Origin of the sequence: Methanothrix sp. (assembly GCA_029907715.1) — an archaeon.
GTDB lineage: Archaea > Halobacteriota > Methanosarcinia > Methanotrichales > Methanotrichaceae > Methanothrix_B.
The window spans coordinates 123,922-144,662 of record JARYLI010000002.1 but is presented as its reverse complement, the minus strand read 5'-3'; the positions used below and the strand labels follow the sequence as shown (position 1 = coordinate 144,662).

Genomic DNA, 20,741 nt, shown 5'->3' with positions numbered 1-20,741 from the left:
CGGGGACACCATATAGCTTCTGTAATTCTCGCATGCATACCCTCAGATGCGCTCTATAGAACTCTTCAGCGCTACCACGAGCTCCGCGCGTATCCTGCTGTTCCTGTCGCCGCCGCAGACAGCCCCCCTCACCCCGAGTATGTCAGGGGATATGGATCTGATCGCCCCGAGCTCTTTCATCCCGAGGCTTCCGGCCAGAGCAGCCTCGAGCCCCAGATCGTGGGCTGATTCGACAAACCGCTTCAGCTCATCCACAGTCATGAACTCCAGCGTGGATCTCCCATCCTTTACGGCGGTATCAACCATGACAACATCAGCTCCGCATTCAGCAGCCACCTCCGGAAGAGCCAGCGGAGGCAGCGAGCCCGCCCTCCTGAAATCTGAGTACGCTGCTGCGACGATCTTCCTTCGCGAATCGAAATCCCTTACGGACCTCACGATCGGCCTCAGAAGCTCGATCGCCTCCTCAGGCTCCCTCACGCCCAGCAGGCCTGCCTTGATGTAATCGGCGCCTGATACTGCCGCGCCCAGAGCGGCTAGGCTCGCGGTTCCCGGCTTGAACGGGAGATCCCCTATTGTGGCGCTGACAGGCGCCCTCCCTGCGACCAGCTCCACCACAGACCTGATCGCCCAAGGAAAGTTCGCCCCGAGTGAGCCCTCCCTTGGATTCTTGACATCGATTATGTCTGCGCCGCCTTCCAGGGCAGCCATCGCCTCTTCCAGATTGATTGGACTTACCAACAGCCTCATATTCATCAGTTCCCGAGAGGATAAGGATGCGTTGGATCTTCGTGATGGACATATTTAACGGTGAGGTGGTCCATGCGGTACGCGGGGAGAGGTCTCTATATCAGCCCATAAATACATTCAGCAGGGTGGTATCGACATCGGATCCAGTTGAGATCTTGGACGCCATCGCCCCGAAGGAGGTTTACATCGCGGATCTGAACAGGCTCTCCGGCAGCGGAGATAATCTCAATATAATCGAGAGCATATCTTCGAGATCCGCCACCATGGCAGACATCGGCATCTCCAGCATCTCCGAACTTGATCTGCTTCCAGAATCTGCAGCACCTGTACTGGGGACTGAGACCGCATCGCTGGATCTGATCTCAGATGCATCAGATCTCCGCGAGATAGTTGTGAGTGTGGACATGAAGCACAGAAGGGTCATATCGCAGAGCGGTGATCTGGATCCACTGGAGCTCATAAAGGAGATCAACGATCTCGACGTTCTTGGCATCATAATTCTTGAGCTGGACAGGGTCGGGACCTCAGCGGGTACAGACATCGAGTTCCTGAGCCGCGCCGTATCCTCGAGCGATCATCCTGTTCTGGCTGGCGGAGGTATCCGGGACCTGAGCGATATTCATGCTCTCGAAGAGATCGGCGTTCAGGGGGTGCTCGTTGCGACCGCTGTGCACTCCGGGGCGATACCCATCGAGATGATGCGCCGGTGATCTCCACGGTACGGCTGGAACACGATGCTCCTCCCACCCGCCTCCTCTGCCGGCCCATCCTTCCTCCCACCTGCGAGCTGGTTGTTTGCAGGTGGTTTGTACAAAACGCTCTTATCATCTGATAATTGCCCGAAGAGGCAGAAGTCATGCTGTGCGCTCGTTTCGACTTATCTTCGACGCAGTCGATGGCAAGGTGATGAGTGCATTCAGCAACCTCCCTTATGACCTCCAGATTGCTGAATAAAGAGCGGTACAAAAGATGATTCCTAAAATCCGGCCTTTTGGTATAAAGCTTCTCTGATAAACGCATGCAGCAGCATTCAGAGATCCCGAACAGGAGGTTAACAGGAATTCTCAAAAATATGACAGGAGCATCCACATGGGCGAGCCTTGGTCATGAGTGCCTTCTGCCGCACAGATCCGTCTACCAGCGCATCCTTTCCTGCCCTGCCAAAACGGGCAGAGGCTCCTCATGTGAACCTCAGCTTCCTGACCTTCATCGTCGATAGGTCGACGTGCGGCACTATCCCTGGAGTGGGCTGTATGTTCATCTTCTTCTGGAACTCTGTCTGTCCCTGCCACGTGCCACTGTTGATCACCGTCACACCCTTGTACCTCGTTATTCCCACAACATGCACGTGCCCGCAGTGGAGTATCGCAGGCGGCCTGTCTATCACGTAATGGTCCTCGACCTCTGGAGCGACAGAGACCCTGTTTCCGTATATCGGGCAGAGATGCCTCCGCCGGAGCATCTCAACCATCGCGAGCTCGGGCTCTCTGTATGAGAGACCCGGAACCTTGAGCACGAAGTCGTCAATCGATCTCCCATGGTAGATCAGCACCGTCCGGGAGGAGATCGTTATCCAGGATGGGTTCCCGACGAACATCACGTTGCCGGAAAAAAGCGACTGTATCTCCTTCGGCAGCGCTGGCTGCGGCTCGGCCTGCCTCACGATATCGTGGTTCCCGGGGGATATCACGATCTTTATCCCGGAGGGGATCTCTGAGATCAGATCCGCGGCCAGCTGGTACTGCTCGTAGATGTCCTTTATCTCGAGCTCATCCTCCTGCCCCGGGTATACCCCAATCCCATCGACGATGTCTCCGGCGATCACGATACAGCCAACATTCGAGCTCAGCCCGGTCGGATCCTCCCCGGATATCCAGGAGACGAAGCGATTCCAGGTCTCCCTCAGAAACTTCCTGCTCCCCACATGGAGGTCTGATAGAAAGAGAGCTCCGCCGGATGCTGCTGACAGTGGCTGGGGCTGAGCCTGGAGATCAGGCCAGACGATCGACTTCGCGAATATCCTTCCTTTTCCATCTGATGTTCCGGTGATGCCCACGACCTCGTCCGTGACGAGAAGCATTGAGTCCTCGTATGCAGGTGATTCCCTGGCGAAGAGCACTGTCACCATGCCTGTGGGATCCTCGAGCTCCACGACTCTGGCTCGAGAGGTGCTTCTTATGTCCATTATCATGCCGATAACAGAGACCTCGCGCCCCGCGGTCTGCGTGCCCAGGCTTTCGATGGGGCGGGAACTCATACGCTTGCTCAGAAGATCGTGGATCTTCGCGTATCTATCCCGGAAGTACTTCACAAAGTCGGAGTAGTTCCCCAGACAGGTCGATCTTCCTGTGATCTCCCTCAGCACCTCGACCTCGACGCCGGGGCCCCTCTGCGCGGGCGCACAGCTCGACGCTGAAGATTCCTCAACCTTTTCTGATTTTGCATTCCCAGCTGCCTTGCCGCTCGCCTCATCCAGGAGTGAGAGCACATGCTCAGCGCTGACCACTACGGTGCTGGCGTCTAGACTGCCTATCAGATGGTCGATAGATCCTGTGTCTTTTTTCAAGAGTATCTCGAGGGCCTCAGGTGTGAGCTGGTATCCCCTCTCAGCGAACATCTGGACGATCTCAAGCATCGAAAGCCGTATAACACCCTCCACCAGATAAATCTCCCGATGAAGCTATCGAATACGCTGGCAGGTCTTCCGTCCTTTGTCCGGGACATCATATTTGTTGTCGTCGTGGTCGGCGGCGTCTCCCTGGTCTCCCAGGCGCTCCTCGGCCTCTGGACCCCGATGGTCGCAGTGGAGTCCGGAAGCATGGTTCCGAACATGAACATCGGGGATATCATCATCGTGCAGGGCATATCCAGAACTGATGTGATCACATGGGAGGAGGGTGAGGCGAAGGGGTACAGATCGTTCAACAATCCGGGGGATGTCATACTCTATCGCCCGTATGGCAAGAAGAAGCTGGGGGTGCTGGATATCATTCCTGGCATCCTGGGTATCGGGAGCGGTGGCGATAAGGCCACGCCCATAATACACAGGGCGATGAGGTGGGTGGAGAAGGGCGAGCCCATGTGGGAGGGCGGTCCACCAGCGCCATTCGCGGGGTACATAACGAAGGGCGATCACAACGAGGTCATCGACCAGATGGCAGGAAGGATACTGGGGGTGCCGAACTACTCATACATCAGAGAGCACCCAGAGCGGTTCAGGGAGACGGCTGATGGAATCCTCGTGGACAGGGAGACTGGCCTCGTCATTTACAGCCAGGGCAACACATCGTATGTGACAGATGGGATAAGCTATCTGACACCTGTGCGGAAGGAGTGGGTTATAGGCGTCGCGAGATACAGGATACCGTATGTGGGCTATATCAGACTAATACCTGAGATGATCGTGGACTGGATCCGAGGCGTCATCTGAGCTTTCTCGCGATGACTGCGATGTGATCCCTGTGGTGTCGCAGGTCCACCCTTCTCAGGACCTCCACACCCCTGAGGCGCTTTACCTCCTCATCGAATATATCAGCGGCCCTCGCAGTTGAGTCGATGGACATCGCCTTTATCATGACCACCATGAGCCCGTCTGGCTTCAGGTATATCGCTGCGTTTCTCGATGCGATCTCTGCCTGGTTCCGCTGCGCCACATCCTGGTATATGAGATCCACGGGCTCGACCATCCTGCGGTAAGTCTCAGGGCGCGCTGCATCACCGAGTACAGGTATTATGTTCCCCCGCCTCTCCGCCAGAAGCAGCAGATCCCTCATCGCCCTCGGAGATATCTCGACCGCGTAGATCAGTCCATCTGTGAGAATATCGCTGAGGTAGCTGACTGTGGCGCCGTTCGCAGCGCCGAGATACAGCACCTTTCCGGATGGCACCACCCCCTCCAGGCATGGATGCCTCAAAAGAAGGGAGGCCAGCTTCGATCTCCGCGGATCCCAGACTCTAAGGCCGTCAACGATATGCTCGCCGTAGAGGGACTCCGGAGATGGCGAGCGGGTTGCCAGTCGATCCTTCCTGAGAATGTAAAGGCCGGGGAGTATCTCCCTCATAGCTCCGCGCCCACAGAGGTTGTGGTGAGCTTCACATGCTTGACGCCCTTCAGCGCCATCATCCTCTCCGCCGCCCTTCTCACATCCTTCCCCTCGCCACGGAGGATCACCACCTCAAGGCAGTTGTCCTTGTCCAGGTGGACGTGGAGTGTTGAGTTTATGATGTTTCCAAACTCATGCTGTATATCCGTCAGGTTGTCCACCAGGCCGCGCTGATGGTGGGAGTAGACTATGGTTATCACGCCCACCCTCTCGCCCTCGACATCGCTCATCCACTCATAGTGAATAATGTAGTTCCTTATCGCGTCCCTGATCCCCTCTGACCTCGAGGAGTATCCCCTCTGGGTGATTATCTCATCGAAGCGGCTCAGCAGCTTCTCCGGAAGAGAGACACCAATTCTCATGAGTTCCTGTTCCATTAAACCACCACCATTTATTTCGGTCAGATATAGTAATAAAGCTATTGGAGTAAAATCTTACTATTTTTGATTTAAGCTTTTTTCAGTAAGTGTCACTCTGGCGCAGTGACGCAAACTTCAGGTGATGCACAAACCCTGCCCTTCCGTCCACAATTCAGTGCTGGATCGTATATTCACATCTGCTGACTCATGCTCCCTGGAGGATGTCGACTGAGCACCTCCTTCGGCTGTTCATGCTCAAAACCCCATGGCAGGAGGTTTTTTCATCCGATGAATCCAGAGATGTGATCATGATGCCGGCATTTATAATCGCAGGGACACACAGCGGGGTTGGTAAAACAACTGTCACGCTGGGCCTGATGGCCGCTCTGAGGAGAAGAGGACTGATCGTGCAGCCCTTCAAGGTCGGGCCTGATTTCATAGACCCGACGCATCACACGGCGATATGCGGCCGGCACTCCCGCAACCTGGATACCTTCATGATGGGCACAGATGGCGTGAGGCGATCGTTCCTCTCTGCGATACGAGGTGCGGATGTGGCGGTGGTCGAGGGGGTCATGGGGCTCCACGATGGGATCGGTGGTACCGACGAAGCCAGCACTGCACATGTGGCAAAGGTTCTCGGCATACCAGCAGTGCTTGTGGTGAACGTCCATGGCATGTCCAGATCTGCAGCTGCCCTGATACACGGCTTCCGTTCCTTTGATCCTGCTGTGAATATCGCCGGGGTCATACTGAACCAGGTCGGCAGCGAGCGCCATCTGAAAGCGCTCAGAGAATCCATAAATTTCAGGATATTCGGAGCGCTTCCAAGGAGGAAGAGCATATCGCTTCCTAGCAGGCACCTCGGTCTGGCAATGGGTTTCGAGATCGATCATGATGTGAATGCGCTTGCAGATCTCGTTGAGGAGAACGTCCTACTGGATGAGCTGCTCGATGCATGCACGCTCCCGATCGCTGTGCCGGAGCCGGAGATCGGAGAGAGAGAAGAAAGCGGTGTGCGCATCGCGATCGCCCTCGATGAGGCCTTCTGCTTCTACTACCAGGACAACATCGACCGGCTGAGGTACGCCGGGGCAGAAATAATACCGTTCAGCCCCATTCGGGACGCACTTCCTGATGCTGATGGCATCTACATAGGCGGAGGGTATCCCGAGCTCCATGCGGCGTCGCTCGAGTCCGGGAGGTGCATCCAGCAGATCAGAGCGGCTGCATCTGATGGCATGCCGATCTACGGAGAGTGTGGAGGGCTCATGTATCTCGGAGAGCATCTCGTTCTTGATGAGAGGAGCTACAGAATGGCCGGGGTCCTGCCAGCCTCGACGGTGATGACCGGACGCCTCCAAGCCCTGGGCTATGTTGAGGCGGACGTCGTCAGATATAATCCGGTGGCTCCAGAGGGCAGCGTGATAAGGGGGCACGAGTTCCATTATTCGAGAATGGAGTGCGACAGGGATGCAAAGCTCGCATACAGGCTCAGGCGCGGCCAGGGAATTGCAAACGGCATGGACGGCCTGGTAGAGAACATGACCCTCGGCGGATACCTTCACGCGCACTTCGCCTCATTCCCTGTGGAGAGGTTCATGGAGAGCTGCAAGGCTTACAGGAGAAGATGAGAGAGGATGAGAATCAAGGGGCAGCACGCCCGTGCTGCCCATTTGAAGCATGGGGTCAGAGCAACGCGAGAGGAGAGCTGGATACCTGTGTCGCTTCTGTCTGTTGCCTGCAATCCGATTGTGATCACACGCCCATCGGCGTGGATCCGGATATCTCCCCTGCCAGGGGCCTTGACATCATCTCCCCAGCCTCATCAATGCCAGAGGTGTTCGCGAGGACCCACATGAGCTTGACCAGCGCCACCTCAGGGAGCATGTCCTCCGCCTCAATTGCGCCTGCAGCCAGCATGTCCCTGCCTGTGTCGTAGACCCTGTCGCATATCCTCCCCCTGAGGCACTGGGACGCAACAACCACGGGTATGCCATTTTCTGTGGCTTTTTTGATTGAGGGTATCCAGTCCGATGCGACATGCCCCAGCCCTGTGCCCTCGATGACGATACCCCTATATCCTGACTCTATGAGGTGATCAAACATCCCCGGATCAGCGCCTGGGAAGTACTTTATCAGGGCGCATCTGGGCTCGAGCCTGTCGAGCACCTGGAGTTCACACTCACCACGCTTTCTGTAATCTGAGAATGTCTCTATCCTTCTTGTTGAGTAATCGACCCTGCCGATCGGCGGGTGGTTGACTGACTGGAATGCATCCCTCCTGGAGGTGTGCATCTTCCGGACCCTGGTGCCCCTGTGGATTAAACAGTAATCATCGCTGGTGCTCCCGTGCATGACGACGCAGACCTCTGCGATATCGCTCACCGCGACAGTTGAGGCGCAGATCGCGTTCATCGCCGCATCGCTGCTTGGCCTGTCCGAGCTCCTCTGCGAGCCGACAAGCACCACAGGCACAGGCGTTCTGAGCATGAATGATAGTGCAGCTGCGGTGTACGTCATGGTATCCGTGCCATGTGTTATCACAACTCCAGCCGCGCCGTTCCTTATCTCCTCGGCGACGGCCCTTGCGAGCGCGATCCAGTACTCCGCGCGCATGTTCTCGCTGAGTATCGTGTAGAGAACCCTTGCACGGTACCGTGCGATCTCCCCAAGCTCCGGTATTGCGGAGATTATCTCCTCAGCAGAGAACTGGCTCGTCACAGCTCCGGTCCTGTAATCGACCTTGCTGGCTATTGTGCCGCCCGTTGAAATAATCGAGACCAGGGGCAGATCCCCGCGCATCCGTATCTGCTCAGGCAGCTTCTCCTGCTTCTGCGCCTTTTCGAGAACCTCCATCCTGTCAGGAATGAGCCCGATGTTGTAGCCGTTGCTGAGCTTTATGACGACATGATCGCTGCGCGAGGGCATCAGTATCCCCTCGTATCTCATATCTCCCTTTATCACAGCCACTCTGTCTCCCAGCTCCATGGACGCACCTCAGAGCGTTTTTGCAAAATCAAGTGCTTCTCTCAGATCGAGCATGCCGGTGTATATTGCGGTTCCTATAACAGCGCCCGCCGCGCCCGCACCTCGCAGAAGTTTCAGGTCCTGGATAGAGCTGACACCCCCTGCTGCTATGACCGGTATGCTCACGGCCTCGACCATCTCCCTTGTAGGTTCAGGATCCACACCGCGCTGCTGACCCTCTGTATCTATGTTCGTGAAGAGTATCGAGCCCGCCCCGAATCTCTCGAAGACTGTGCCGAGCTCAACCGCACTGAACTCAAGTGTTTTCTGCCAGCCCTCTGATGTGACATGACCATTCCTCACATCCAGCGCCACCATGATTCGATCCGGGCCGTACTCATCCGAGAGACGCATAACGACTGGAGGATCCCTGAGCGCCATCGTGCCCAGTATGACGCGATCCACACCTGTGTCCAGGACCTCTGCAACATCTGAGCGGCTTCGTATCCCACCGCCGACCTGCACAAAAACATCGAGCTCTTTTACAATTCTTTTGAGTACAGGCGCGTTCTGCCTGACGCCCTCTATCGCGCCGTCAAGATCTATGATGTGCAGGTGATCCGCGCCCATCTCCACCCATCTGACCGCCTGACCCAGAGGATCGTCCAGCGAGACGACCTCGCTGCCAGGCACGCCCTGGACGAGCTGGACACATCTTCCGCCGCGCAGGTCCACCGCGGGAAATATGTCAAACGTCATGATAATACCCGGATGAAAGCTGCAGTGATATAACACTTGGCATGAGAGTCGTGCAGCGCAGCAGATGCTGCGTGCGCACTGCCTGATAGCAGCGCATGTGATATCTGGAGACGCCGGTTCCTGATACTGCAGCTACAGAACTCCACCACCCAACCAGCTGAGAAAGCAGATACTGCGCATTGGCCGGAGTCGATAGATAAAACATTTAGGCCAGATCACCTTCAGGAGATGGGTGAAAGATTGGAGAAGAGCATTGTAAAGGATCCAGGGCTTGCGGATGCCGGTGAGAGAAGGATCGAGTGGGCGAGAAGGCACATGCCGGTGCTCCAGCTCATAAAGGAGGAGTTCGAGCGGGAGAGGCCCCTTGAGGGCATAAGGATAGTCGCATGTCTACATGTGACAGTGGAGACCGCCAACCTGATAGAGACGCTGCGCTCAGGTGGCGCCGAGATCGCTCTCACAGGATCGAACCCGCTGAGCACCCAGGATGATGTTGCAGCTGCTCTCGCAGCCCGCGGCATACACGTTTACGCATTCCGCGGCGAGAACGAGAGTGAGTACTATGAGTGCATAGAGCGCGCCCTTGAGCTCCGCCCCAATGTGACGCTTGATGATGGTGCAGACACCATAGCGGTGGTGCACAAAAGCCACCGCGAGCTTCTTCCCGATATCCTTGGAGGGTGTGAGGAGACCACAACAGGGGTGATGAGGCTCAGAGCAATGGCCGATGACGGTGCTCTGGCCTATCCTGTGATAGCTGTGAACGACGCAGAGACGAAGATGATGTTCGACAACAGATACGGCACGGGGCAGTCAACGGTGCACGGGATAATGAACGCGACGAACTTTCTCTTCGCTGGAAAGACTGTGGTCGTCGCAGGCTACGGCTGGTGCGGAAGGGGGTTTGCGATGCGTGCTAAGGGCATGGGAGCGAACGTGATCGTTGTGGAGACCGAGCCGAGAAAAGCGCTCGAGGCTGCAATGGACGGATACAGGGTGATGTCGATGCGATCCGCCGCGCCGCTGGGGGATCTCTTCGTGACGCTCACAGGCGACATAAATGTGATAAGAAGGGAGCACTTCGAGCTCATGAAAGATCAGGCAATACTGGCAAACAGCGGGCACTTCAATGTTGAGATAGATATCCCTGGACTGGAGAGCATGGCAGTCTCCACTGAGGAGATCCAGCACAATGTAAAGGAGTATGTGATGAGCGATGGGCGCAGGATATACCTGCTGGCCGAGGGCAGGCTGATCAACCTGGCCGCTGCATATGGGCATCCTCCGGAGGTCATGGACATGTCGTTCGCAAATCAGGCACTCTCGGTGAGATACATCGTCGAGAACGGCAGGAGGCTTGATAGAAAGGTCTATCCCGTCCCGGTCGATATAGACAGGAGGGTGGCAGAGCTCAAGCTGAAGGCGATGGGGATAGAGATCGAGAGGCTGACTCCAGAGCAGGACAGGTACCTGCACAGCTGGCAGATGGGGACGTGAACATGGACATAAGCAGGGATAGCATTGAGAGATACCTGAAGAGCATATTCGGGGATGGTGCCAGGCTCACATCCATAAGAAAGATGGGTGAGACCATCCCGACCACAGGGGACGTGAAGGGCTTTGGTTACGGCAGCCCGCTGCTGATCGAGTATTTTCTCGATGGCAGGAAGGAGTATCTTGTTCTCTCGACCATGCGGGTGCAGCACGGCTTTGGGCACGATCATTTCTCAGACAGGGCACAGGTAATGCTCTGGCAGCATTCTGCATTCAACAAGCTACCAAAGCATGTGAGATCGATAGATGTCGGGTACTTCACACCCTCCGGGGATATAAGATCCTGCGGCGATGCACAGGAGTTCTTCCTTGTGATGGAGAGGATCGAGGGGAGGGAGTACTTCTTCGATCTCGAGCGGGTCAAGGAGAGCGGGGCTACAGAGCTTGACAGAGCGAGAGCTGCTGCGCTCGCGGAGTATCTTGCTGAGATACACAGCGTGAAGCACAGCTGCCCGCCGCTCTACAGGCGCAGGATCAGGGACACGATCGGCCATGGAGAGGGTATCATGGGCATTCTTGATGATTATCCGGATGCGCCTGAGTTCCTCGAGCGCGGCGAGCTCTGCGAGATCGAGAAGCGGTGTGTGGAGTGGCGATGGAAGCTGAGGTCAATGACCCACAGGCTCTGCCAGGTCCACGGCGATTTCCATCCGTGGAATGTGATGTTCAGGGAGGGCAGCGATTTCTCTGTGCTTGACAGGAGCAGGGGTGAGTGGGGCGAGGCCGCGGACGACCTGAGCGCGATGTCGATGAACTACATATTTTACTCGGTTCAGAAGGAGATGCGTCTGGCAGGTGGTCTCATGGATCTGTTCGAGATCTTCTTCGAGAGGTACCTGGAGAGAACCGGAGATGAGGAGGTTCTCGATGTCATAGCGCCGTTCTTCGCGTTCAGAGCTGTTGTCGTGGCCAGCCCCACCTGGTACCCGCTGCTCTCCTATAATGTCAGAAGAGCTCTCTTCAACTTCCTGGAGAACGTTCTGGATGACGAATCGTTCGATTACAGGAATGTGAACAAATATCTGACATAGATGTCAAAGCTCTACGCATTCGAGCTCTCCGGAGAGCATCCGACGGTGCCGAGGAGCGAGGCGCTTTCGCTCCTCAGAATCCATGCTGCATCCTTCAGAGAGGTGGCCGGAACAGAGCGCTGTCTGCTTGTGGATGCTGATGGTCTCGATCACAGAATCCTGGAGCGCAGGCTTGCGATGACCCACAGGATCCTTGAGGTCCTCAAGGTATGCGATGCGAGTCCTGAGGGCATCGAGCATGCGCTCCGCTCGCTTGATCTCCCAAGGCTGAGCTACAGAGTCAGGGCCAGCCGTCTCGGAGAGGGGGTCAAGAGCCACGATCTCGAGCGCATGGCTGGAAGGGTGCTCCACGCAATGGGCTACAGAGCAGATCTCGAGAATCCGGAGATGGATATTCGCGCGATCGTATCCCGCAACAAGGTTGTGTTCGGATACGAGATCGCAAGGCCTGACAGGGGTGGATTTGAGAGGCGCAGACCCCATCTTAAGCCGTTCTTCTATCCTGGAGTTCTGATGCCGAGAATGGCGAGGGCTCTTGTCAACATAGCAATGGTCAGACCTGGAGAGCTGCTGCTGGATCCGTTCTCCGGAACCGCCGGGATTCTGGTCGAGGCCTGCCTCGTGGGCATCAGGGGCGCGGGCGTGGATGTGCAGGAGAAACTGAACAGGGGTGCCAGGGCAAACCTGGATGGGCTGGAGGCGGATCTGATACTCGGAGATGCGAGGTCTCTACCATTTAAAAATTCCTCAGTTGATGCCGTGGTCACCGATACGCCATATGGAAGATCCGCGGTGATAAAAGCGAGATCAAAAGATGAGATGCTCTCGAGGAGCTTCGAGGAGATGCACAGGGTTCTCAAAGCTGGAAGGCGTGCCGTGGTCGTCACAGACAGCCCTGCGGAGGATCTGCTGAGATCCAGTGGGTTTCGAATAGTTGAGCGCCACAGCGACAGGGTCCACCGGAGCCTGACGAGATACATACATGTGTGCGAGAAGCCCGCGGACTTTTGAAATGCGGGCTACATATTAATACATTGATTCCAAACCCTGTCTAGATATTCTAAGGGGTTAGGCATGACAGTATGCGACGACTTCGATCTTGCAGAGGATCTGCTCAAGAGCTTTACCAGATCTGCGATACGAACCAAGGTCCTCCTCTCGCTCAGGGATGGTGAGCTGACCGCGGGGGATCTCGAGAGATCGCTGGGATCCAGGGCATCGACGATACTGCATGCGATCAAGGAGATGATCGAGGGCGGTATAGTTGTAAGGACCCACCGGGGATACAGGCTCACAAACCTGGGTCGCATTCAGGCTTTGATGCTGAGCAGGCTTCTGAGCGCGATGGTCGTGCTCGAGAACTACAAGGATTTCTGGATGACACATGACATCAGCGCAATTCCCGATGATCTTCTTGTGGACATAGGCCTTCTGAGGGATGGTGAAATAGTCAGCGGAGATCCGGCTGCGATACTCAGGACGCAGCAGATATTTGTCTCACAGCTCATCTCTTCGAGGAGCATATATGGCGTATCGCCCATCATAATCCCGGAGTATCCGACGGCGATAGACACTGCCGTGAAGAACGGGGCGCACGTGGAGCTTGTTCTCACAGCTCCTATCGTGGAGATCGTCGCGAGAGATTACAGGGATATACTTGAGAATCTTCTCAAAAAAGAGAACTTCGAGCTGTACAGGCTGGATGCTGATGTCAGAGCTGCATTTACAGTCATCGACTCATCGCTCTCCCTCGGCCTCTTCCGGCTCAATGGTGGCTATGATATCGGCCAAGACCTGATATGCACGGGGCCGGGGGCCAGAGAATGGGGGATAAGGCTCTTCATGCACCACAAGAAAATGGCGGAAAGGGTCACATCGATATAGAACAGCATGCAGAGAGATTTTGTGGGGAGATCGCTCTTATCCATCTGATGACTTGAAGAGGCATCAGTCATGCGCTCGTTTCGACTTATCTTCGACTGCGTCGAAGGCCTGGCGCGCGAATGAGTGCATTCAGCAACGGGCCTGCATGCACTTCAAGTTGCTGAATACATAAGAGAGATGTGCGCGATGGGCTCAGCCAGTTGATTTGGCGCATCGGCAGGGGAATAACGGAAAAAGTCCTTCACAGACCACCGAAAACCCGGAACAATAAGGAGATTGGCTCATCCCGGTAATCCGGGCGGACCAGCAGTCTCACAGAAAGATGTGGTGTCGGTTGACGCTGGTTCGAGTGCCACAGCCTGCCTATCCAACGATTCAACCACATGTGCCACGAGATATTCGCTGAGATGCGCAATATTAACATGGAGGGGCGGGCAGATCCCGCCTCGCGGCTCATACCAGGCCAGCGCGCTGGAGCCTCAGCAGTGCTGTCGTATCCAGCTTCTCTCCTTTCTTGAACTGATTCAGGATCTCCTCGGCCTCGCGCTTTGCGGCTTCCTTCGCGCGATCCTCTCTGGCATCGCGGCTCTTCTTCTTGAGGCCCATGATGATCTTATCAAAATCGCGGATCTCCCTCTGTGTCCTTATGAACTCCCTGTGCTGCTCATCCGCCGCCTCCTGAGCCTTTATGAACTCGCGGTGCGCAGCATCGGCCTCGGCCCTCTTCTGATCCGCCTCTTTGAACGTGGCAATCATCTTGTCGTGATACTCCTGGGCCAGCTCAGCATACCTGGTGACGTCCTCGTGATGCTTTGAGGCCTGCTCGCGCAGCGCCTGCGCCTCCTCAAGCAGCTTCTTCAGCTCCTCGTTCTTCTCGAGCTGCTCCTTGCGGAGCTTGAACTCGTTGTGGAGCATCGCGATCCTCTCGACGAGCTGCTTCTCCTTATCCGGGCTGAGCACCTCGGTCTGCTGTCTGAACTCCAGATGGTCTATCTCCCTGCGAAGCTCGCGGATCGATCTGTCCCCAGAGAGGTTGTACTTCTTCCGGATCTCGTCGATCTTCGCGTAGATCTGGTTCGTCTTCTCGTTGAGCTCATCGCGAAGCTTTTTCGACTCCGCGACCTTGGTGTTGTACTCGTCGCGAAGCTTCTTGAGCTCCTGTGCCTTCTCTATGAGCTCCTTGGTCTCCTTGTTCAGCTCGTTCCTTTTCGCAGCCCACCTGCTGGCCTCTGCATTCAGCTGGCTGCGCTTCTCCTTGAAGATAAGCGACTCCTGTTTGAGCTTGGCCTTCTTCTCTTCCAGTTCTGCAAGCATCCCCCTTTTTTCCTCCTTTTCCAGCACATGGCTGGGGTTCTGCCTGGGCTCGCTGCCCAGCACGCCCGTGGGCGTATCTCCTCCTCTGTACATTATGGGGTTCCCTCGACAGCAAATCAGCAGGGTCCTACACGTCAGATATCAACAAACAAGTGCGATCGCAAATGCGATAACGCCATTGTGCCGCATGCGTTCTCCACCAAAAGACATCCCTGTTGCGGACCATGCCGGTCGACTACTGCTCAAGCATCAGATATCTTTAACGTATTAATCTTTTGGTAGCATCTGCCGTGAATGGGGCCCGGGTCGCAAGTAAACCTCAGGAGGTATTTGAGTAACGAACTCGAACAGCTGAATGGTTGCGTACTCCATGAGACTCACCGGTCATCGGGAGGTTTCCTGTGCAAGATGATACGATGAATATTTAACAATTTGATGCTATCATATTTGTGCTGCTTGATGAGATCAACATCAATAGCAACAGCGAATAATTTCAAGATGACACCTGTATAAAAATTGTTGATCTATTCTTGAATCAAACAGCCTTAACCGAGAACATGCTCAATACGTTGAGCTAAATTGCCCTCTTGACGGATCTCTGGATGAACGACTCTGCCATAGCAGCTTCACTTGATCGGTAACTCAAGCACGCTCAACATATTGAGCAAACGCGAACAATCGTTAAATATCAGCAGATCATCAAAATATTGATATCCTGCGGGCACTTTTGTCACACAGGATCGCCGATTAATTTTCGGCGTCTTTCCCTTGCCAATTTGATCTCCTGCATGATGCATCGTGGGGGTTATTCAGATAGCAGAGCTGCAGCCGCATTCCAGAAATGTAGATGAGGTACTTCATGAGCTGAACACCTCTGTAACCGGTCTCAGCCGGGAGGAGGCAACTGAGCGACTCGTGCGCTTCGGCAGGAACACGCTCCCGAGAGCGAAGCCTCCGAGCATACAGATGCTTTTTCTGCGTCAGTTTCTGAGCCCCCTGATCTATGTGCTGCTGGCAGCCGCTGCGGTCTCGTTCATACTCGAGAAAATGACAGATGCCATATTCATCCTCGCCGTGCTGCTGATCAACGCGATCATCGGAACAGCCCAGGAGTATTCAGCCGAGCGGAACATCGAGTCTCTCAGAGATCTGGTCAGGACGTATGCACGTGTTGTCAGAGAGGGCGAGAGCTTCGAGGTGGATGCAGAGGATTGCGTGCCTGGAGACATCGTCCTCATCGAGGAGGGCATGAAGGTGCCCGCAGATCTCAGACTGCTTGAAACGCACGCGCTCGAGGTGGACGAGTCCCTTCTAACAGGAGAATCAACCCCTGTATCAAAAGATGCCTCTGCCGTGCTGAAATGGAACGCATCCCTGGGCGATCGCATCAACATGGCCTTCGCCGGAACCATAGTGACCCGCGGGCGTGGCAGAGGCGTGGTGGTGGCGACCGGCAGAGATACCGAGCTGGGAAGGCTGGCCGGATCCCTGACAGATGTGGAGTCTGCGAAGCCGCCTTTGACAAGAAGAATGGAGGTGTTCTCTGGCAATATAGCGAAGGCGGTTCTGATCGCTGTTATGCTGATAATCGCCATCGAGGTCAGAAGGGGTGTGGATGCAGCGCAGGTCTTCGTTCAATCTGTGGCCCTTGCGGTCTCCGCGATTCCCGAGGGTCTGCCTGTGGCGCTAACAGTGGTGCTTGCGGTAGCAGTCAATCGCATGGCTAGGCGTAACGTCATCGTGCGCCGTATGATTGCCGTGGAGACCCTCGGCTCCTGTGACTTCATAGCCTCTGACAAAACCGGCACACTCACGATGAACGAGCTGACGGCACGGCTCATAGCGGTACCGGGCCATGGGTACATGGAGGTGACAGGGGAGGGCATATCTCCTGAGGGGGAGATCAGAACAGCCCATGGAAAGCCCACCGAGGATGAGGAGTTTCTCATAAATAGAATTGTTACTGCAGCGGCTCTCTGCAACGAGGCGTTCTTCGGGATGCGCGATGGTCGCTGGGTCCACCACGGAGATACCGTCGACGTCGCACTTCTCGTCATGGCGCACAAGGCGGGTGTCAGGCAGGCGGACATCGCCCCGAAGTACCCCCTCGTCGCACAGATACCATTTGCATCTGAGAGGAAGTTCGCAGCCACTCTGAACAGGATGGACGGGAGGCTTATTGCATTCGTCAAGGGCGCTCCCGAGACGTTGCTGGATATGTGCGACAGGGTGGTCACAATCGATGGCGAGGCTCCGCTGGACAGAGATGCGATCGAGAGATGCGCATCTGAGATGGCGAACAACGGCTACAGGGTTCTTGCGGTGGCAGATGGTCCGCTTGAAAGCGATGATGAATTCTCAGATAAGCGGCTCAGAGGTCTCACATTCCTTGGACTTATCGGGATGATCGATCCCCTGAGGCCAGAAGCAAAGCCAGCGGTGGCCAGATGCAGAAAGGCTGGCATACAGGTTGCGATGGTCACCGGGGACCACCCGATCACCGCGCTGGCCATCGCCCGTGAGCTCGGGATGGCCCGGAGCATGGAGGAGGTGATAACCGGTCCTGAGCTCAAAAAGGCGGAACTTATCGGAAATGATGCCTTTGACGAGCTTGTTCGGAGGGCGAGGGTCTTTGCAAGGGTTGAGCCCAGACAGAAGCTGGACATAATCCAGTCTCTCATGCGCCTGGGGCATACTGTTGCTGTAACAGGCGATGGCGCAAACGATGCGCCTGCCATGCGTGCCGCCCACGTTGGCGTAGCCATGGGAAAGAGCGGGACCGATATCGCAAAGGAGAGCGCAGAGCTTGTCATAACAGACGACAACTTCGCATCGATCGTCGCAGGCGTGGAGGAGGGCAGGGTCGCATACAGCAACGTGCGCAAGGTCATATTCCTCCTGGTATCCACAGGGGCTGCGGAGATTGTGCTCTTCTTTCTCGCCCTCTTCGCAGCAGTGCCCCTCCCACTGCTGGCCGTTCAGCTCCTCTGGCTAAACCTTGTGACAAACGGCATACAGCACATAGGCCTCGCCTTGGAGCCGGCTGAGGGGGATGAGATGAGGAGACCGCCAAGGCCTCAGAGAGAGGGAATATTCAACAGGATAATGATCGAGCGGATACTGCTCTCATCCATTGTCATGGGTGGAATTGCATTCATGCTCTACAGATACCTGCTGAGCACCGGCTCGAGTCTGGATGAGGCGAGAAACAGCACCATGCTGCTCATGGTGCTGTTCGAAAACATACAGGTCTTCAACAGCAGATCTGAGCTGCGCTCCGCATTCAGCATGAGCCCGTTGAGAAATCCCATTCTGTTTTTTGGCACTCTTGGAGCACAGATGATCCACATAATCGCCATGTACAGTCCCTGGCTCAGCAGAGTGCTGAATATCGGGCCCGTCTCACCAGAGCACTGGGCCAGGCTTCTGGCGCTTGCTCTTACAATACTGATCACAATGGAGGCGTACAAGATGGTGCGCCGCAGGATCGCGGTTGGCTGAAGCGAGCTCAAAATCGGCTCTCAAATCGGTTTGTTTTTGAGATGGTCTACAGGTCATCAGCCATGACTTTTAGAGGGACTGTGCAGAGCCAAGATGGTCTCTTTTGAGCTCAATCGGACTGGCTTGAGATCTTCTCTGAAACCATAACAGATCTGCCAGATCGCAGAAGCTGGAGCGTAATCATAATATCATTATATTTCATTACATTTTCTCTTTTTGCAGTGCATTTTCTGCAAGCAACGACAGAATTATATACTTTAAAAGGACAGGTTGTGCTGTTGGGCTTTGCAGAGTGGGGCATTCCGATGATGGGGCTGGATGAGATGCGGAGCAGGTGGCCGGATAGGTTTGCTCCAGAGAGGAACATATTCAGAAATATACATCCCGGCGACAGGATATTCATCGGCACCGGCTGCGCAGAGCCGCAGCATCTTGTGCGCTCTCTGATCGATTACGTAAGCAGGTATCCCACGGCGTTCTTCGACGCGGAGGTCATCCACGTCTCGACTCTGGGTGTCGCGCCATACACAGATGAGAAGTTCAAGCTGAACTTCCGCCTCGATTCATTCTTCATAGGGGAGAGCACGCGCGAGCCGATCAACCGCGCTGACGCGGACTACACCCCTATATTTTTATCAGCGCTTCCAGAGCTGTTCAGAAATGGAACGATAAATGTCGATATGGCTCTCATACAGACCACACCGCCGGACGAGAACGGAGATATGAGCCTCGGTATAAGTGTTGACATAATAAAGGCTGTGATCGAGAACGCATCCAGCGTTGCTGTCCAGGTCAATCCTCAGATGCCGTATGTACACGGGGACACCATCATCAACATAGAGGATGTTGATTACGTTGTATACCATGAGGAGCCGCTCCTGGAGTATGTGGAGAGCGTGCCGACTGAGCTTGCGCAGCAGATAGGAAAGTATGTTGCGAGAATCGTGGAGGACGGGTCCACGATACAGGTCGGCTACGGAAGCATACCAAATGCTGTTCTTTCGAACCTCCGCGACAAAAAGCATCTAGGGGTTCACACAGAGCTCCTCACAGATGGCATCGTTGAGCTCATGAAGAGCGGCGCTGTCGACAACAGCATGAAAACCCTCGATACCGGGAAGACCGTAGCCACTTTCTGCATGGCCAGAAGAGAGACGTACAGGTATCTCGACGGGAACCCGGATATAGAGTTCAGGCAGATCGATTACACAAACAATCCCCTGATCATAGCAAAACAGAGAAACATGGTCGCGATAAACAGCGCGCTCGAGATCGACCTGACAGGCCAGGCCACAGCTGAGTCTCTTGGAGGAACACTGTACAGCGGAATAGGCGGCCAGGCAGACTTCATGAGGGGTGCGGCCATGGCTCCGGGCGGCAAAACCATTCTCGCCCTCCCATCCACAGCAAAGGACGGGAGCGTGTCCAGAATTGTGCCATGTCTGAGGAGCTGCGCTGGTGTGACGCTGACAAGAGGTGATATCAGATACGTGGTGACAGAGCACGGCATAGCTTACCTTCATGGCAGAAACCTGCGGGAGAGGGCGATGGCCCTGATAGCTGTGGCGCATCCGAAGTTCAGGGCGTGGCTGATAGAAGAGGCGAAACGGATGAACATGCTCTACAGGGACCAGATCGTTCTTCCGGACTGGCAGGGAATCTATCCGGAGCACCTCGAGGTTCACAGAACCACCAAAACCGGTCTGGAGATTCTGATGCGCCCTGTGAGGATCAGCGATGAGCCACTGCTGAAGGACTTCTTCTATTCACTCTCAGAGGAGAGCAGGTACCAGAGGTTCATATCGATGAGAAGGGAGATCCCAAGAGATCTGCTACAGAAGCTCACCATGATCGACTACACAAACAAAATGGTGATACTCGCCACGCTCGCCGGAAAGGAGAGGGACGTGGTGATCGGCATAGGCCAGTATGAGGTCAACAGAGATAAATACACCGCAGATATCGCGCTCGCTGTCAGAGATGATTACCAGAACCAGGGTGTGGGTGGCGAGCTTTTATCGTACCTGACACAGCTTGCGAGGAAGAGCGGCCTTCTCGGGTTCACAGCAGAGGTTCTGGCAGAGAACAATCGCGTTTTCAGGCTTTTCGAGAAGATGGGGTTCGAGGTGGAGAAGGTCAACGACGGTGGGATATACTATATGACGCTCAAGTTCAGGGCCTGAACTCGGAGCGTTTTCATGCGTCATCGGTTAAGATCGACATCTGTAGAATTGGACTTATAGTTCTTTGCGCCACTTCATGTAAATCCATTTAAAATCTACTGGATATGTCATACTTCATAGATGATTTTATGTGACATGTGATATTATATCAACTTATGCGTAATACTATAATAGTCTTATCTTGCCTCAGTACTGCTATCAGGACTCAAGTCCACAGGCGGTCGATTTGAATCAAACTCTCCACTATGGGGAGATCTCAATTTGTCAAATTTCATGATCACTATATTTACATAAATCCTTAACCGATGACCAATGGGAGCGTTTTTGATTTCA

Annotated in this window: 16 protein-coding genes; 9 read left to right on the top strand and 7 right to left on the bottom strand. The window is 55.0% G+C overall.

The window, feature by feature from the left end; genetic code table 11:
* Window positions 1-42 precede the first annotated feature (42 nt).
* Window positions 43-750, bottom strand: a complete 708-nt coding sequence (locus tag QHG98_02285; GenBank protein MDH7596560.1) for a (5-formylfuran-3-yl)methyl phosphate synthase — start codon at window positions 748-750, stop codon at window positions 43-45.
* A 26-nt stretch (window positions 751-776) separates the two neighbouring features.
* Between QHG98_02285 and QHG98_02280 the strand changes: the two genes are divergently transcribed.
* Complete coding sequence (locus QHG98_02280; GenBank protein ID MDH7596559.1) at window positions 777-1,460, top strand: HisA/HisF-related TIM barrel protein; 684 nt, start codon at window positions 777-779, stop codon at window positions 1,458-1,460.
* 470 nt (window positions 1,461-1,930) lie between these two features.
* Here the strand turns inward: QHG98_02280 and QHG98_02275 are convergent, their stop codons facing one another.
* Entirely contained in the window at window positions 1,931-3,385 is a 1,455-nt protein-coding gene (locus tag QHG98_02275) for a DNA-directed DNA polymerase II small subunit (GenBank protein ID MDH7596558.1), read from the bottom strand.
* A gap of 39 nt (window positions 3,386-3,424) precedes the next feature.
* Here QHG98_02275 and QHG98_02270 point away from each other — a divergent pair, with 39 nt between their 5' ends.
* On the top strand, window positions 3,425-4,180 hold the full coding sequence (locus QHG98_02270) for a S26 family signal peptidase (GenBank protein ID MDH7596557.1): 756 nt from the start codon (window positions 3,425-3,427) through the stop codon (window positions 4,178-4,180).
* Here QHG98_02270 and QHG98_02265 read toward each other — a convergent pair.
* Together QHG98_02265 and nikR are read right to left on the bottom strand one after the other, a co-directional pair.
* On the bottom strand, window positions 4,173-4,811 hold the full coding sequence (locus QHG98_02265; protein MDH7596556.1) for a fibrillarin-like rRNA/tRNA 2'-O-methyltransferase: 639 nt from the start codon (window positions 4,809-4,811) through the stop codon (window positions 4,173-4,175). The genes QHG98_02270 and QHG98_02265 overlap by 8 nt on opposite strands.
* Window positions 4,808-5,230, bottom strand: coding sequence for a nickel-responsive transcriptional regulator NikR (gene nikR / locus QHG98_02260; GenBank protein MDH7596555.1), 423 nt, complete (start codon window positions 5,228-5,230; stop codon window positions 4,808-4,810). Before nikR ends, QHG98_02265 begins: the two co-directional genes overlap by 4 nt.
* Before the next feature lie 290 nt (window positions 5,231-5,520).
* On the opposite strand from nikR, the gene QHG98_02255 reads away from it, so the two are divergent.
* Window positions 5,521-6,846 carry a cobyrinate a,c-diamide synthase gene (locus QHG98_02255; GenBank protein ID MDH7596554.1) on the top strand — a complete coding sequence of 442 codons (1,326 nt, stop codon included), beginning with the start codon at window positions 5,521-5,523 and terminating at the stop codon, window positions 6,844-6,846.
* Window positions 6,847-6,970: 124 nt separating this feature from the next.
* Here the strand turns inward: QHG98_02255 and gatD are convergent, their stop codons facing one another.
* Both gatD and hisA read right to left on the bottom strand, forming a co-directional pair.
* Window positions 6,971-8,203 carry a Glu-tRNA(Gln) amidotransferase subunit GatD gene (gene gatD / locus QHG98_02250; protein ID MDH7596553.1) on the bottom strand — a complete coding sequence of 411 codons (1,233 nt, stop codon included), beginning with the start codon at window positions 8,201-8,203 and terminating at the stop codon, window positions 6,971-6,973.
* A 9-nt stretch (window positions 8,204-8,212) separates the two neighbouring features.
* The gene (gene hisA / locus QHG98_02245; protein MDH7596552.1) at window positions 8,213-8,941 is read right to left on the bottom strand and encodes a 1-(5-phosphoribosyl)-5-[(5-phosphoribosylamino)methylideneamino]imidazole-4-carboxamide isomerase; all 729 of its coding nucleotides are present in this window, start codon (window positions 8,939-8,941) and stop codon (window positions 8,213-8,215) included.
* Window positions 8,942-9,169: 228 nt separating this feature from the next.
* Here hisA and QHG98_02240 point away from each other — a divergent pair, with 228 nt between their 5' ends.
* From QHG98_02240 to QHG98_02225, 4 genes are all read left to right on the top strand, one after another.
* Window positions 9,170-10,438: an adenosylhomocysteinase gene (locus QHG98_02240; GenBank protein MDH7596551.1), complete on the top strand. Its 1,269-nt coding sequence runs from the start codon at window positions 9,170-9,172 to the stop codon at window positions 10,436-10,438.
* Window positions 10,439-10,440: 2 nt separating this feature from the next.
* The gene (locus QHG98_02235; GenBank protein MDH7596550.1) at window positions 10,441-11,526 is read left to right on the top strand and encodes a phosphotransferase; all 1,086 of its coding nucleotides are present in this window, start codon (window positions 10,441-10,443) and stop codon (window positions 11,524-11,526) included.
* Window positions 11,527-12,537, top strand: coding sequence for a TRM11 family methyltransferase (locus QHG98_02230; protein ID MDH7596549.1), 1,011 nt, complete (start codon window positions 11,527-11,529; stop codon window positions 12,535-12,537). It begins immediately after the preceding gene.
* Between the two features lie 63 nt (window positions 12,538-12,600).
* Complete coding sequence (locus QHG98_02225) at window positions 12,601-13,410, top strand: winged helix-turn-helix domain-containing protein (GenBank protein MDH7596548.1); 810 nt, start codon at window positions 12,601-12,603, stop codon at window positions 13,408-13,410.
* Window positions 13,411-13,863: 453 nt separating this feature from the next.
* On the opposite strand, the gene QHG98_02220 is transcribed toward QHG98_02225, so the two are convergent.
* Window positions 13,864-14,817, bottom strand: coding sequence for a coiled-coil protein (locus tag QHG98_02220; GenBank protein ID MDH7596547.1), 954 nt, complete (start codon window positions 14,815-14,817; stop codon window positions 13,864-13,866).
* A 705-nt stretch (window positions 14,818-15,522) separates the two neighbouring features.
* On the opposite strand from QHG98_02220, the gene QHG98_02215 reads away from it, so the two are divergent.
* A complete protein-coding gene (locus QHG98_02215) occupies window positions 15,523-18,225 on the top strand; it encodes an HAD-IC family P-type ATPase (protein ID MDH7596546.1) in 2,703 nt (900 codons plus the stop codon).
* A gap of 305 nt (window positions 18,226-18,530) precedes the next feature.
* A complete protein-coding gene (locus tag QHG98_02210; GenBank protein ID MDH7596545.1) occupies window positions 18,531-20,408 on the top strand; it encodes a GNAT family N-acetyltransferase in 1,878 nt (625 codons plus the stop codon).
* The last annotated feature ends 333 nt before the right edge of the window (window positions 20,409-20,741 follow it).